Source organism: Lelliottia sp. JS-SCA-14 (assembly GCF_035593345.1).
GTDB classification, from domain to species: Bacteria; Pseudomonadota; Gammaproteobacteria; order Enterobacterales; family Enterobacteriaceae; genus Enterobacter; species Enterobacter wanjuensis.
Genome location: NZ_CP141606.1, coordinates 4,574,908 through 4,587,940 on the forward strand (window position 1 = coordinate 4,574,908; position 13,033 = coordinate 4,587,940).

12 protein-coding genes are annotated in these 13,033 nt (G+C 55.2%); 4 read left to right on the plus strand and 8 right to left on the minus strand.

Annotated elements, in window-relative coordinates; all coding sequences use genetic code 11:
• Positions 1 to 86 precede the first annotated feature (86 nt).
• Positions 87 to 881, plus strand: coding sequence for an SDR family NAD(P)-dependent oxidoreductase (locus U9O48_RS21445; protein WP_285157446.1), 795 nt, complete (start codon positions 87 to 89; stop codon positions 879 to 881).
• Here the strand turns inward: U9O48_RS21445 and U9O48_RS21450 are convergent.
• Entirely contained in the window at positions 878 to 1,405 is a 528-nt protein-coding gene (locus U9O48_RS21450) for an NlpC/P60 family protein (RefSeq protein WP_282493603.1), read from the minus strand. The genes U9O48_RS21445 and U9O48_RS21450 overlap by 4 nt on opposite strands.
• Before the next feature lie 240 nt (positions 1,406 to 1,645).
• Here U9O48_RS21450 and U9O48_RS21455 point away from each other — a divergent pair, with 240 nt between their 5' ends.
• Positions 1,646 to 2,305 (plus strand): HAD family hydrolase, encoded by a 660-nt coding sequence (locus U9O48_RS21455; protein ID WP_285149922.1) that lies wholly within the window; start codon positions 1,646 to 1,648, stop codon positions 2,303 to 2,305.
• An 85-nt stretch (positions 2,306 to 2,390) separates the two neighbouring features.
• Here the strand turns inward: U9O48_RS21455 and U9O48_RS21460 are convergent, their stop codons facing one another.
• Positions 2,391 to 3,416, minus strand: coding sequence for a TerC/Alx family metal homeostasis membrane protein (locus U9O48_RS21460; protein ID WP_285149921.1), 1,026 nt, complete (start codon positions 3,414 to 3,416; stop codon positions 2,391 to 2,393).
• A 94-nt stretch (positions 3,417 to 3,510) separates the two neighbouring features.
• Positions 3,511 to 5,943, minus strand: coding sequence for a DUF3772 domain-containing protein (locus U9O48_RS21465; protein ID WP_324723175.1), 2,433 nt, complete (start codon positions 5,941 to 5,943; stop codon positions 3,511 to 3,513).
• Positions 5,944 to 6,287: 344 nt separating this feature from the next.
• On the opposite strand from U9O48_RS21465, the gene U9O48_RS21470 reads away from it, so the two are divergent.
• Positions 6,288 to 6,839, plus strand: a complete 552-nt coding sequence (locus tag U9O48_RS21470; protein ID WP_324723176.1) for a fimbrial protein — start codon at positions 6,288 to 6,290, stop codon at positions 6,837 to 6,839.
• A 70-nt stretch (positions 6,840 to 6,909) separates the two neighbouring features.
• Complete coding sequence (locus U9O48_RS21475; protein WP_324723177.1) at positions 6,910 to 7,467, plus strand: fimbrial protein; 558 nt, start codon at positions 6,910 to 6,912, stop codon at positions 7,465 to 7,467.
• Positions 7,468 to 7,560: 93 nt separating this feature from the next.
• Here U9O48_RS21475 and U9O48_RS21480 read toward each other — a convergent pair whose 3' ends face one another.
• From U9O48_RS21480 to U9O48_RS21500, 5 genes are all read right to left on the minus strand, one after another.
• Complete coding sequence (locus U9O48_RS21480) at positions 7,561 to 8,094, minus strand: fimbrial protein (RefSeq protein ID WP_282493609.1); 534 nt, start codon at positions 8,092 to 8,094, stop codon at positions 7,561 to 7,563.
• 67 nt (positions 8,095 to 8,161) lie between these two features.
• Positions 8,162 to 8,704 (minus strand): fimbrial protein, encoded by a 543-nt coding sequence (locus tag U9O48_RS21485; protein WP_324723178.1) that lies wholly within the window; start codon positions 8,702 to 8,704, stop codon positions 8,162 to 8,164.
• Between the two features lie 86 nt (positions 8,705 to 8,790).
• Positions 8,791 to 9,765, minus strand: coding sequence for a fimbrial protein (locus U9O48_RS21490; protein ID WP_324723179.1), 975 nt, complete (start codon positions 9,763 to 9,765; stop codon positions 8,791 to 8,793).
• A gap of 10 nt (positions 9,766 to 9,775) precedes the next feature.
• A complete protein-coding gene (locus U9O48_RS21495) occupies positions 9,776 to 12,226 on the minus strand; it encodes a fimbria/pilus outer membrane usher protein (protein WP_324723180.1) in 2,451 nt (816 codons plus the stop codon).
• Between the two features lie 9 nt (positions 12,227 to 12,235).
• The gene (locus U9O48_RS21500; protein ID WP_324723181.1) at positions 12,236 to 12,943 is read right to left on the minus strand and encodes a molecular chaperone; all 708 of its coding nucleotides are present in this window, start codon (positions 12,941 to 12,943) and stop codon (positions 12,236 to 12,238) included.
• Between the last annotated feature and the right edge of the window lie 90 nt (positions 12,944 to 13,033).

A 13,033-nucleotide genomic window follows, 5' to 3' on the forward strand; every position in this document is an offset into this window, starting at 1 on the left:
AAAAGCAAGAATAGCTGAGGTCATCGAAGGGCCCGTGAACTGCTACGCTTTAGGGTCTGAACTTTACTCATCATAAGGAACAGCCTATGAAAATCGATCTGACGGGAAAAGTCGCACTGGTCACGGCGTCTACCGGCGGCATTGGGCTCGCCATTGCGCGCGGGCTGGCGGAAAGCGGTGCGGAAGTGATCATCAACGGGCGCAGCGCGGAGTCGGTGAATAACGGCATTCAGCAGCTCCAGCAGGCGGTGCCTGGCGCACAGGTGCGGGCGACCATCGCCGATCTCAGCTCGTCCGAAGGCGTGGAGTCGGTGCTGAAGGTGGCATCGAACGTCGACATCCTGGTGAACAACGCCGGAATTTACGGGCCGGAGGATTTCTACGCCACCGACGATGACACCTGGGATCGCTACTGGCAGACCAACGTGATGTCCGGCGTGCGCCTGTCGCGCGCCCTGCTGCCGGGAATGGTGCAAAAAGGCTGGGGTCGGGTGGTGTTTATCTCGTCTGAATCGGCATGCAATATTCCAGCGGACATGATCCACTACGGCGTGACGAAAACGGCCCAGCTGTCGCTGGCGCGCGGTCTGGCGAAATTTGTGGCGGGCAGCGGCGTGACCGTGAACAGCGTCCTGCCGGGGCCGACGATGTCGGACGGATTCGCGGCGATGATGAAAGATGAGATGGAGAAAACGGGCAAGTCGCTCGAACAGCTGGCGAAAGAGTTTGTCATGGCCAACCGCCCGACGTCGGTGATTCAGCGCGCATCGACCGTGGAAGAGGTCGCCAATATGGTGGTGTATGTCTGTTCAACGCAGGCCTCCGCCACCTCCGGCGCGGCATTGCGCGTGGACGGTGGCGTGGTCGACGACATTATTTAGGCATTGCTGCCCGTCACCCGGCGGGCGGTAATGAAGTGCGAGTGCCAGTAGTTGTTCGCCAGCGTCGAGACCGTCACGCCCTGACTGGTTGAGGCGTGAATAAACTGGTCGTGGCCAATATACACGCCGACATGGCGGCGGTGCGGCCCGGTCTGGAAGAAGATCAGATCACCCGCTTTGAGGCGGTATTCCGCCACCTGAACGCCACGGTTGATCTGTTCTCCCGTTGTACGCGGCAGCGACAGATCGGCAGCCTCGCTAAACAGATGTTGCATCAGGGCTGAGCAATCCACGCCGCGGTGCGATGTGCCGCCCCAGACGTAATGCGTCCCTTTCCATTGTTGATACTGCGCCAGGATGCGGCCCCGCAGCTGGCCCGGTTCCTGATGCTCCAGCGACGTTTTTGCCGGAGAGAGCGACAGCTGATGCTGATGCGATAACATGGATGCAGGCAGTTCAAAACTGAATGCGGAAAACGAAGCAAAACTTAACAAGAGGGTTGAAAAAAGCAGTCTAAAGGTCATATCAATTCTAAGCTGTGAGTGAGTTTTTCCTTACCGGTGAGGGGGCAATGGTCCCTCGAATAGGCTTTCGATGCGGTGATAATATAGACAGCTCACTTTTCATCCAATCACTGGTTGGTCCAAAAACGGACATTCCAGCCGGGTCGCAACTTTGTGAAAAAAAAGCACGTGATTGAGGGACTGGAAAGGTAAAGCAGGTAAACTAATGACCAGAATGTGTATTTCAGCTAAGACATCTTTATGACCAATATGATCGCCGATGAGGCAGTGGCAAAATCCCGGGTGCTCTCCGTTTTTGACTTTGACGGGACGTTGACGCACCACGACAGCTTTATCCCCTTTCTGCGATTTGCCTTTGGTAAACGTTATTTTGCCGGACGTCTGGTGCGCATGGCGCTGCCGACCCTCCACTGCGTGCGCCGCAAACTGACGCGCGATGAGCTGAAAGAGGTGCTGGTGAAGACCTTCCTGACCGGCGTAGACGAGCACTGGCTGCGCAAGCAGGCGGAGCTGTTTTGTGAGAAATACTGGAACAAGCTGATGCGCCCGGCGGGCGTGATGGCAGTGGCGGCGGAAGTGAATTCCGGTGCGGAGGTGACGATCTGTTCAGCCTCTCCGGCGCTGGTCCTGCAGCCGTGGGCGGATAAGCTCGGTATTAAGCTGATTGGTACGCAGCTGGAAGTGGTGGACGGTAAACTGACGGGCCGGATCACCGGACATAACTGTCGCTGTGCGCAGAAGGTCGCGAGACTGGAGCGGGTGTATGGTGATTTGAACGATTACCACCTGCGCGCCTGGGGCGATACGCGCGGCGACCATGAGTTGCTGGCCGCAGCGCAGGATCCACACTGGCGGCATTTCCATCCGCCAAGAGCGCGGCGTCATTCGCCGATTAAGTAGTCGGTATCGCCGGGTGGCGGCTTCGCCTTACCCGGCCTACAACACTTTTTCCCTCTCCCTGTGGGAGAGGGCCGGGGTGAGGGCATCAGGCCGCACGTTTCCCAGGGAACACCACACTCGCAATAATCCCCAACGCCAGCACACCCAACACCACAAACAGGCTCATGTTCGCGGAGATGTTATACCCGTGATGCCAGAAGTGGTCGGTGGCATTCAGCCCTAGCTTGAACGCCACGAAGAACAGCAGCAGCACCACGGATTTCTCCAGATGGACCAGATACTGTTTCATCGCTTCCAGCACAAAGTAGAGCGTACGTAAGCCGAGGATCGCGAACATCATCGCGCTGTAAATGATCAGCGGTTCACGGCTGACGGCGATAATCGCCGGTACCGAATCGAAAGCAAACATCACGTCCGACAGCTCCACCACCGCCACGCACAGCAGCAGCGGCGTCGCGTAGCGCTTCGCTTTCTTCACGCGGCCCACCATCACATCCTGGTTTTCCGGTTTTTCCAGCTCAGCATCCACCTCTTTCTGGGTCAGCAAAAACTTGTTGCTGCTGATCTTCGGCCACACCGGATAGAAGCGTTTCACCAGGCGATACGCCAGATGGTGGGAATAGTCTTCCACTTCGTCGCTCTCTTCGTTACGACGGAGCATCATCAGCGCGGTCCAGCCGACCACCAGCGCAAAAACCACTTCCACATACGGGCCCAGACTCAGCAGGCTGGTGCCGATCGCCACGAAAATTCCGCGGAACACAATCGCCCCCAGCACACCCCAGTAGAGCACGCGGTGACGATATTTATCCGGCACGCCGAACCAGGCGAAAATCGCCATCATCACGAACAGGTTATCGACCGACAACACCTCTTCCAGCGCATAGCCGGTGAGGAACAGGCTCGCCATTTCGGCGCCATGGTGAACGTACAGGAACCCGGCAAACGCCATCGCCAGCATGACCCAGAAAATGGACCACATCACGGCGCTTTTCAGCGAGACAGGTTTGTCGTGACGATGCATGAAGAGATCGATAAACATCGCCCCCACCGCCATCACCACAAATACAACGACGGTTTCCGTCGGGAAACCGAGATGAGCAGATGCCATTACACAACCCTTTTGATTACAAAAAACACACCATGCAGAATTGAAAAAAACCAACAAAGTTAAAATGGGCCGTTCCCGGCCCCAATCCAGTTTATCACTGACCTTTCGCTTCATCCTCAACTGTGACGCGGTGCGGCTGTTCCAGCACCATCGTCTGCGTCTGACTCAGGCTAATGCCCGCCGCGCGCAGCATTTTGAGGATCTCATACAGCAGGTCGCTGCGCGTTCCGCTGACCATGCGCGGGCTGTTCACGTACCCGGTGACGCTCAGCACAATCCCGTTCGGCCCCAGCTCTTTAAAACTGACCGACGGCGCGGGCGCTTCCAGAATGGATTCATGCAGGCTATAGGCCTCCAGCAGCAGATTGCGCACCTGCTCCGGGTCAATATCCAGCGGGAAGGTCAGCGCGATAGTCGCCACGCCCTGGGCATTACCCATGGTCGCGTTACGCACGTTCTGGGAAATGAGCTGCGAGTTCGGAACGATAACCGTCGATTTATCACTCAGCTGAATTTCCGTCGCGCGCACGTTGATGCGGCGGATATCGCCCTCGACGCCGCTGATACTCACCAAATCCCCCACTTTCACCGGACGTTCCGTCAGCAGGATCAGGCCGGAGATAAAGTTCTTCACGATCTCCTGCAGACCAAAACCGATACCGACCGACAGGGCGCTGACGATCCACGCCAGACGGTTCCACTCGATGCCGAGCATCGACAGGGTGAGCATGATCAGCAGCACGTAGCCGACGTTGGTGAAGAGCGTCACCAGCGAGGCGCGCAGCCCTCTGTCCATGGTGGTTTTCGGCAGGAACTCGTGATCCAGCCAGCGGCGCGACGAGCGCAAGATATACCATCCGACCACCAGGCACAGCACGGCATTCACCGCATGCGCCGGGATGATGTTCATGCTCTCGAGGCCTTTTCCGCCCCAGATATCGGCGATTTTACTGACCAGCTCCAGCGGTGTGGTGGTGCCGAAAGTGCCGTTGAGCAGCGCCACCAGGGCCATCAACAGCAGCGTGGTTTTGCCCAAGGCAGAGAACAAGGTCGACGCCAGAGACAGGTGGCGCTCGTTGACGCTCAGGGTGCTCTGCAGGATTTTCCCGCTCTGGGTGGTTGGCGAGAACACCGCTTCACAAAGATCCACCACGAAGTGGATCAGCAGGTAGAGGCAGCTGACCACCAGGCCAATCCACAGCAGTTCGAAGGTGACAAAGCGCGCCAGCGGGATATAACCAATTAGTAGCGCGAGCAGAATGACGAACGCCGTCAGGCTGATCACCAGGTGAATCAGCCCCGCCATGGTCGAACGCGCCTCGGTTTGCTCCCCTTCCGCGCGCATTTTACGCCGCATCCGGTTAACGCGGATCGGCGCAATCAGGCAGTTCAGCGCCACCAGCAGCGCCGACAGGCCGTTACCGAACAGGGTCGCATCAATGCTCGACCCGACCAGCCCGTTGAGCTGCTCGATAATACCGAAGATGAAAATAGAGGCTGCGAGCAGAATCGGGAACGAGGCGAGGGTTTTCGCCAGCGGATCGGCGATGCCCGGCAGACGCCACGACGGATGGCTGTTCGAGAGCAGCGCGATACCCAGGCCTGCGATGATCGCCGAGAACCAGGTCAGCTCAACCAGCTGATCGGCAAAATCCATCACCAGGCGGGAGGTGTCCGGCAGACGCGTGAAGATATAGCAGATCAGCTGCATGCTGATCCCGAGTGTCACCGTGGTGCTGAGCGTGGTGAAACAGGCGAGGAAGCTGCGGCGAAAACGTCCCTGCGGCAGCCAGCGCGGCAGGATCCAGTTCATCGGCCTGTCCAGCGCTTTGCGCCCGAAGAGACCCATCGCCAGCGCCAGTAAGAGATAAAAACCGGAGCCGAAGTACCAGTCTTCGTCCCACGCCTGATGCCAGGCGTCGCTCACCTGCGAGCCGAACTCGTCAAACCGCTGCGTGTCTTTTTCGTTAGGTGAGATCAGCGGCGACCAGAATTTCTCTCCCAGAATGCTGCCGGTATTGAGGGCGATCTGGGTTTTCAGCGCATCGCGTCGCAGGCCGTAGATTTGGCTGGAGAGATTCTGGGCGTTAACGGCGATGGCTTTGACCTGCTCAATCTGGGTGGTCAGCAGCGTTTTGCTGTTATTAAGCTGCTTACGCTGGCCGACCACCTGCGCCGTTTCCGTGACCGTGCCAGGCGCGGGAGCCGGGCCGAGTACGTCAAGCTGGGCCTGAATCTGCGTCAGCTGCGGGGCAAGCACCACCGCCAGTTTGTTGGCATCTTCGGCGAGCTTGAGGGCATCGTCATTCAGGGCGGTGAATTTTTTGTCGGTTTTGACCGCAGACACCTGCTGCTTGAGGGTATCCAGGCGTTTTTGCAGGGCCGGCAACGCCGTGCCGACGTTGACCTTGACGGGCTGCTCTGCCTCGGTTTGCGAGGGGGCGTCCTCTGCCTGCGAGAGAAAAGGCATCATCATCAGGCACGACAACAATGCCAGGAGCAGCGGCATTCTGAACATTTTTTGCATAGTTTGGTGAGATCCGCGAATTCGAAACATTAACGACCAACGACTGACCCTAAGGATACCTGCTAATCGCAGGAAGAGTAGAGGGAAAGTCCCATTCTCATAAAGACGCGCTTCTGCCCGGCCTGAAATTAACCGAAGAATATAGCGCCAGAAGGTATATTTTTAGACCTCAGAAGAGCCCGTGATGAATACAGGAATATATCTTTTTACGCTAAGCTGAGCGCGCTCTAGGATTTACCATTAATAGAAAGATATTCAGACGGGAAGGAATTTTAAATAAATAGCAAATCCTATTCATTCCTCATGGATAAGATTTGGTATTTATAAACTCAAAGGAAAAGAGTATGAAAAAATTCAGCACAAATATGGCACTGGCTTCACTGGTCACCCTGATACTGGCGCCAGGAATGGCAAATGCCGCCACCGACAGCTCGTTGTCACTGGATATATCGGGTGCGCTTGTTTCCAGTGAAAAATGCACGGTCAACATCAAACCCTCCCTCGATCTTGGTGAAGTTATCGATACCGATATCAAAACCAGCGATCAGGCACCGCAGGCCATGACGGGCGCGACGACCCTCTCATTTGAAAACTGTGCGTCAGCGGAAAGCGTACTTTCTGTGAGCCTCCAGGGATCGGCGGATGCGACGGATGCCTCTCTGTTAACCAATACCTCGCAATCCGGTGCCGCATCCAATGTCGGCGTTGGCGTCTGGACTTTCCCTGACTTTAAACAACTCACCGTCGGGGGTGAAGCAAGTACGTTCGCGAAACCTGCCGGGGTTACAAACTTGGGCATTAACTTAATTGTCGCGCTGGCGAAAACCGATGGCGCAAAAACAATTGAACCAGGTCTGGTGACCTCTTCTGCACAATTCAAAATCGACTATCTGTAATTTCTATTTAGCGTGAAGAGATCGCCACATTGATCTGTTCGCCTGTATCGATTTCATCAAGGCCATTATTATGAATAAAAAACTTCTCTGTTTTGCGTTGACTGCCGTAGCCCTGGGTTGTGCAGGAACGGTTAATGCGAGTGACACGCTGGGGACATACAATATGGACGTCACCGCAAAGGTGATCTCCGCCAGTGATTGCGTCATTTCGGCCCCGCCAAGCTTATCTTTTGACAACATCTCAGGCCCGGATGAGATCCGCCGCGCGGAAGACGGCCCTCGGCATGCTCAGCTGTATATGATTGATATCGTGGGTTGTCATCAGGGTCTGCATGTTTCCGCCACCGTGCTGGGTGCCGCCGATGCCGTCAATGGCAAACTGCTCAGCACCCAATCGGCCGCTGCGGGTGCCGCGCAAAACGTGGCGATTGGTTTCTACGAGCAAGTGGGAATTGACCAGCATCCGCTGGTACCTATTAACTCCGGGACAACGACCTCACGCAATATTAACGAGATGGGCGAAGCACACATCGCGATTCAGACGGATGTTGTGCTGTCTGATAATACCAAACCTGCAACCGCAGGGACGATTGCAGCGAATGCCAACGTCCAGATTAACTTCCTGTAAGTTGATTCTCACGTTGTGAGTGAAAAGCCCGAAGAGACTTCGGGCTTTATTTCCCGTTTTAAATTCCACAAAACGGGTGGTTGTCGCTATGGATTACAGACGTTCAATCTGGACCGTGAGATCGCCGTTCACATTCCCCTCGGTAGGTCTTTGTTCCGTTCCTTTGAGAGACACGACCTGCAGGGTAATACGTTCTATATCCAGCGCCGATACAGTTTTCCTGATATCCAGGAATTTACCGTGCATATCAAATATGCCAATCCCTACGCCTTGCGCGGCGAGAGATGACGTATCGGTATTGGCTAACACCGACCCTTCACCGGCATCTGGCGTACCCACAAAACGATAAGCCATGCGATTCGCTGCCACTAATGCATAACACTCGCTGCTACCTGAAACATGCAGGTTAATTGGATTCTTCGGAATGGTATTTCCCCCCTGCCATGGCAGCGCATCCAGATCGATAGTATCTAATGCGATGGTCTGTGGGTTCATAATCACTTCGCAACCCGTCGGTCCACTGGTGGCATTCCCGGTAATCGACAGCGTGGCGGAAACATCTTCGGCCTGCGCGGCAAAGCCTGTCATCACTGATGACAGGATTAATGCAGAGTAGATAATTTTCATGGTGTTCTCGGTTATTAATCAACAACGCAGAATAGAATTCCCCCTCGATTTCACGAGGAGGGATTTATTACAGACGTTCGATCTGAATCGTCAGAGAACCCTGTACAGCACCCGCGTTCGCTGCCTGGCCTGCCAGTTTTACCATCCCCAGACCTAAATGAGCGGCACCCGTCGTCGCCGTCATTGTATCTTTGTTGATGAGCAGATTCTGGCCTGCGTTGTCATACAGCGCGATGCCGATACCGCTTGCTGCGCCTTCGCCCGTCGCCGTGTTTGCCAGGACGCTGCCCATTGAGCTGTCTGCCGTGCCGAGGAATTTGTAGGCGATTTTGCCCTGAGAAACCAGGTCTGCGCACTGCTCATCGCCATTGACGGTCAGGTCTACGGTATTCATCGGCGTCGTAGAAGTGCCCTGAGTCACCAGGGTGGAAATGTCTGCTTGCAGGTCCACAGAAGACTGACCGAGGTTAACGGTGCAAGGTGACAGAGTCGGGGTCACCGTACCAGAAATGGTCAGGTTTGCTGAGATGTCATCAGGGTTGGTAGAAGCCTGAGCTGCGCCCATCACAAACAATGCGGAGACGGCCAGTCCTAAAATTGACTTTTTCATAAATAATATCCTTATAGTGTTGTATCTGAATAAAATAGGCGAAGCCTTCTCATTTCAGAATGAAAAAAGAAACCTTCCCTATTTCGTTATAAATAATTAATTCTCAGCGTAATTTGGGCTTTCACTTTTCCTTCACTGACGGGTTGATCCGTTTTTGCATAGCGAACCGACAGCGGGACCGGGATATTCATCTGCTGCACGGGCAATGCCATATCGATGGGCTGGAACGGCGTCATCACGCTGCCGTTATAGAGCATTTCGATGCCCACGCCGGAGGCCGGGTTTTCGGGTGCGACATTTTTAAAGACGGTGACGTTTTGTGGCTCGGTAGCACCTTCGATATTGATGCTGGCCCGGGTGGTGTTCATGCACTGCAGATTCACGCCGACCGGATAATTTTGTTTTGCCGCGCTGCTGGCCAGATCCTTCACATTAATCGGCGGTAATTCGATTTGCGGCTGATCGACCAGAATTTCACAGTGGGCTCTGGCGGCTAGCACCGTCATCGCCAGGTTCACCACCAGAGAATTGTCATTCAGCGAGACCAGGGACGGCAGGCGAATGGTCATCGTGCCGCCCTGAATAATGCCGGTCTTGATCGCTTCAATGCGCAATTTAATATCATCGGTGCTGATCGACTGCGTCGGGACCTCCGAAAAAGGGGTGTTAAAAGGTAATACCCACTCTTTTTTTGCCCTCCCCGGCTGGTCATAGATAACCGTAATTCTTACACCGACGCCCGGCAGCGAAGTGCTGTAAATATGATCCCCGCTTTGCGCCGTGCTCATTCTGCCGTTCAGGATGCGCTGTACCTCACCCTGGCACGCCGGAGCGATCGCATGATGCGACCCGGTCAGCTGCGCGAGAGTTTTCTCGTTCACCGACAAAACTGTGCCCACCGGCGCGGCGCCCGCTTTGTCCGGCAATTGAACGGTTAACGGTATCGTCAGATTTAACGGCGCCTGACGCTCCTGGATCGGGCAGTCATGCGCGCGGGCGGTTAACGCAACGGCGCTTAACATCATGACGGTGGCGATTCGCCAGCAGGAAAAAGGTTTCATCGGGCGCTCCTCAGTGGCATTCGACGTTCAGGATGGCGATAGCCAGCTTCACCGACGCTTTTGTCGGGATGGCGAATGGCGCGGAGCACTGCTGTTTATCGCCCCAGCTGAAATTCACCGTGCCGCTGTCAGGGGCGGAGTTGAGGTAGGCCTGGCCCTGATCCCCGACGTACCAGGTATCGTCATTGCCCTCAATTCTTGCCCGCGCACCGAAGGGCAACGGCTGGCCTTTGTAGCTCACGTTCATCACCACTTTGCGTCCGCCGATCGCTTTGAAGCGGGCCAGCACAATGGCGTCTTTCGTCGGGATCACCTCAGAGGAGGTGCTGACAAAATCGACCTCTTTATTGCTCTGCGGATCGACCGTCATGGTGTTGCGGTGATAGGACTGGAGATCGGGCACGATGGCAAAGCCCCGGGAGTCAGTGCGAATATTCTGGTTGCTGCCCAGCTCGACATTCTCCGCACCAGGGATCGCCACCAGCGCCTGGCTACCGCTGGAGAAACGTCCCAGCGTGATACCGTCTTTGTGCGCGAGTAAGTTCCCGGAGGCGTTCCAGGAAAGGTACTGGTTGCGGTCGGCGTTATAGGTCACGTTGAATTCGCCGCGGTTGCCCTGGTAATCAATTCCTGCGGAGCCGCTTTGAGTGTCGCTTTGCCCGTTCTGCGACGCGTAAGAGACCTGGGTATTCCAGCTCAGATCCTGCCCTTCCCCCATGTGACCCGACACGCCGACCTGGTTTGTCAGATCGCCTTTCAGGCCCGTGGTGGCGCTGTAGTTGACCATCGGCTGCGTGGCCGGGAACAGATTCCCGAGCGGAACAGACAACGTGAGCGCCAGCTGTTTATCCCAGTCGGACATCCCTTCGCTACGGGTCATACTCCACGCGAGTGAAAAACTGACGCGTTGCCACGAGCCGTTCCAGCCGAGCTGCCAGGAGCGCGAGACCGAGCTGTCCTGATTCGCCGTGCGGGACAGGGTGGCAAAGAAGCTGTGTTCGTCCGTCAGGGTCTGATTGAGGGTCAGGTTGTATTCGCGTTTTAACCGCGAGTCTTCGAACAGCGTTTCTGAATCGGCCCAGTCACTGAAAGACAAATAGTTGCGGCGGTAATAGCGGTTATCCAGCTGGATCTGCGTCCCGGTTTCCGGGATGCCGTTGCGGTAGGTCAGACGCAGCATATCGCCTTTATACTCGGGCGAATTGCAGCGCTGCCCCTGGCTTTCAGTGACATCAATGGCGATGCCGCCCGCACGCTTCAGGTCAAAACCTGCGCCCAGGCTCGCCGCCTTATATTTTTCCTGATACTGGATACCGCCGTAGGTGGTGATATCCAGCGGCAGCCCCCAGGAGATCGCCGCCTGCAGTATTTCCGGGGTCTCTTCCACGCTGTTGCTGTTCGTCACATAGCGCCCCGCCGCCAGGCTGTATTTCAACTGATGCGCGCGTAAAAGTTGCGGAACGTTCGAGTAAGAGACGGTGCTGTGCGTTTCTGAACCGTCGGCTTCGGTAACGGTGACATCCAGCTTGCCGCCGTTTGAAACGGAAGACAGATCCTGGATAACGAACGGGCCTGGCGGAACCGAGCGCTGATAAATGATGTAGCCATTGCTGCGTACGGTGACCTGGGCGTTACTCTTCGCAATCCCGCGAATGAGGGGCGCAAATCCCGTTAACTGGTCAGGCTGCATATCGTCATCGGAATTAAGCTGGACCCCGCGCACCACCAGGCTGTCAAAAATATCGCCCGGTGTGCTGGCGTCGCCCAGGGTCAGCTCCCCTTTCAGGGAGCGGACGGCAGTTTCCACATAATTTGAGAGCGTCTTCCAGCCGTCGTCATTGCTGAGCGTGGCGTTATTACGATAGCGCCAGCGGCCAAGGTTAAAGCCGTTGGTCAGATTGGCAAATACCGTGTCCTGAGTGTCGCTGGTGCGATGAAGATATTGCTGCCCGGAAAGCTGGTACATGCTGATGATGGCGGGCACACCGTCGTCCCACTCCTCTTCCGGCACGCCGGTCAGCGATTCATCGCGCATCACGGTTTGCGGGAGAGAAATATCCAGCGTCAGTTTTGAAAAATCAAAATCAGCCTTCGTACCGGGAAGCTGCTCTTGCATGTCAGTGCAGGCATTTTTCACGCTATTATCCTCAGCATTCGAAGCGACCTTTTTCAAATCCACGCCGAGTTTCTGATAGGTCTGAAAAGAGAGACAGGGAACGAGTTCCTTTTTGTCATTCAGTTCAAACCTGACATCTGAAACCAGGGATGGCTTTCCGTTGACCTTAATCCGGACGCGATAAGTCCCCGCCGGCTGAACGCCCTGGCTGAGGAGACTGGTGTCATTAATCACTGTATTGCCGTTTGCCGACTGTAATAAGCCGGGGTCGAAATATTCCCCGGCAAACACTGTTTTCGAAAGCATCACAGAAACAGCCAGGCACAACTTACTGATACAGCGCATGACGTCCTGTTAGTTCATTTTCTGGGTAAAGGTTTTAGACGTTGTGCCGAAATCATTTATGGCTTCCCACTCCACGGCTGAGCCACTGGCAGGGGCATGTTTAAGCTGATAGGTTTTATCCGCAAAAGGGGCAATGACGGTATTATTGTCGACCACCGAAACCGGAATGGTTTCTTTATCGATTGAGATTTTGCTCAACACCAGATTGAACGGGGAGGCATTTTTTACCACCACCGTTTTACCGGATGCGCTCCAGCTCAGGTTTTTCACCGCCTCACCCGGATCGCCTTTTAAACCCGCCGGGCGGAAAAAGAATTTAATCCGGTTATTGATCGCCAGCACCATGCGGTTTTCAACTTTTGATTCTTGTTCATTCAGGCCGGGCACGCCTTTCACGTCAAGCCACAAAAGACTTTCGCGATCGGCAGGCAGGCCGCTGCCTAAATAGACGACACGAATCACGTTGTCGCTTTTCGGGGCCAGCCTGAACAGCGGCGGTGTGACCACGAACGGTAATTTTTTGATCTGAGAACTGTCACCTGCATCAAGCCAGGACTGAACCAGATAGGCCCGATTTTCATTGCTGTGAATAGTGACCGTCGCATCGCCCTCTTTTTCACTGTAAATCAGGCGGTCGGCGTTAAGGGTCAGGGCGCTGTGTGCAGTGCCTGATAATGTTATTAAAGCTAAAAAAGCGGCAATGCCGGACTTATTCATCTGGGTTAATCCAAAAAGAAATGCTCGCTCTGGATAACCTCGCTTGCCGCGGGGTGATGAGTAACGAGCTAATTAAACACTACAGTTGTT

Excerpts from the sequence above, each read along its gene's own strand:
- U9O48_RS21490 (WP_324723179.1), bottom strand. The coding sequence starts at position 9,765 with ATGAAACCTTTTTCCTGCTGGCGAATCGCCACCGTCATGATGTTAAGC.
- U9O48_RS21445 (WP_285157446.1), top strand. The coding sequence starts at position 87 with ATGAAAATCGATCTGACGGGAAAAGTCGCACTGGTCACGGCGTCTACC.
- U9O48_RS21450 (WP_282493603.1), bottom strand. The coding sequence starts at position 1,405 with ATGACCTTTAGACTGCTTTTTTCAACCCTCTTGTTAAGTTTTGCTTCG.
- U9O48_RS21485 (WP_324723178.1), bottom strand. The coding sequence starts at position 8,704 with ATGAAAAAGTCAATTTTAGGACTGGCCGTCTCCGCATTGTTTGTGATG.
- U9O48_RS21470 (WP_324723176.1), top strand. The coding sequence starts at position 6,288 with ATGAAAAAATTCAGCACAAATATGGCACTGGCTTCACTGGTCACCCTG.
- U9O48_RS21480 (WP_282493609.1), bottom strand. The coding sequence starts at position 8,094 with ATGAAAATTATCTACTCTGCATTAATCCTGTCATCAGTGATGACAGGC.
- U9O48_RS21465 (WP_324723175.1), bottom strand. The coding sequence starts at position 5,943 with ATGCAAAAAATGTTCAGAATGCCGCTGCTCCTGGCATTGTTGTCGTGC.
- U9O48_RS21475 (WP_324723177.1), top strand. The coding sequence starts at position 6,910 with ATGAATAAAAAACTTCTCTGTTTTGCGTTGACTGCCGTAGCCCTGGGT.
- U9O48_RS21500 (WP_324723181.1), bottom strand. The coding sequence starts at position 12,943 with ATGAATAAGTCCGGCATTGCCGCTTTTTTAGCTTTAATAACATTATCA.
- U9O48_RS21460 (WP_285149921.1), bottom strand. The coding sequence starts at position 3,416 with ATGGCATCTGCTCATCTCGGTTTCCCGACGGAAACCGTCGTTGTATTT.
- U9O48_RS21495 (WP_324723180.1), bottom strand. The coding sequence starts at position 12,226 with ATGCGCTGTATCAGTAAGTTGTGCCTGGCTGTTTCTGTGATGCTTTCG.
- U9O48_RS21455 (WP_285149922.1), top strand. The coding sequence starts at position 1,646 with ATGACCAATATGATCGCCGATGAGGCAGTGGCAAAATCCCGGGTGCTC.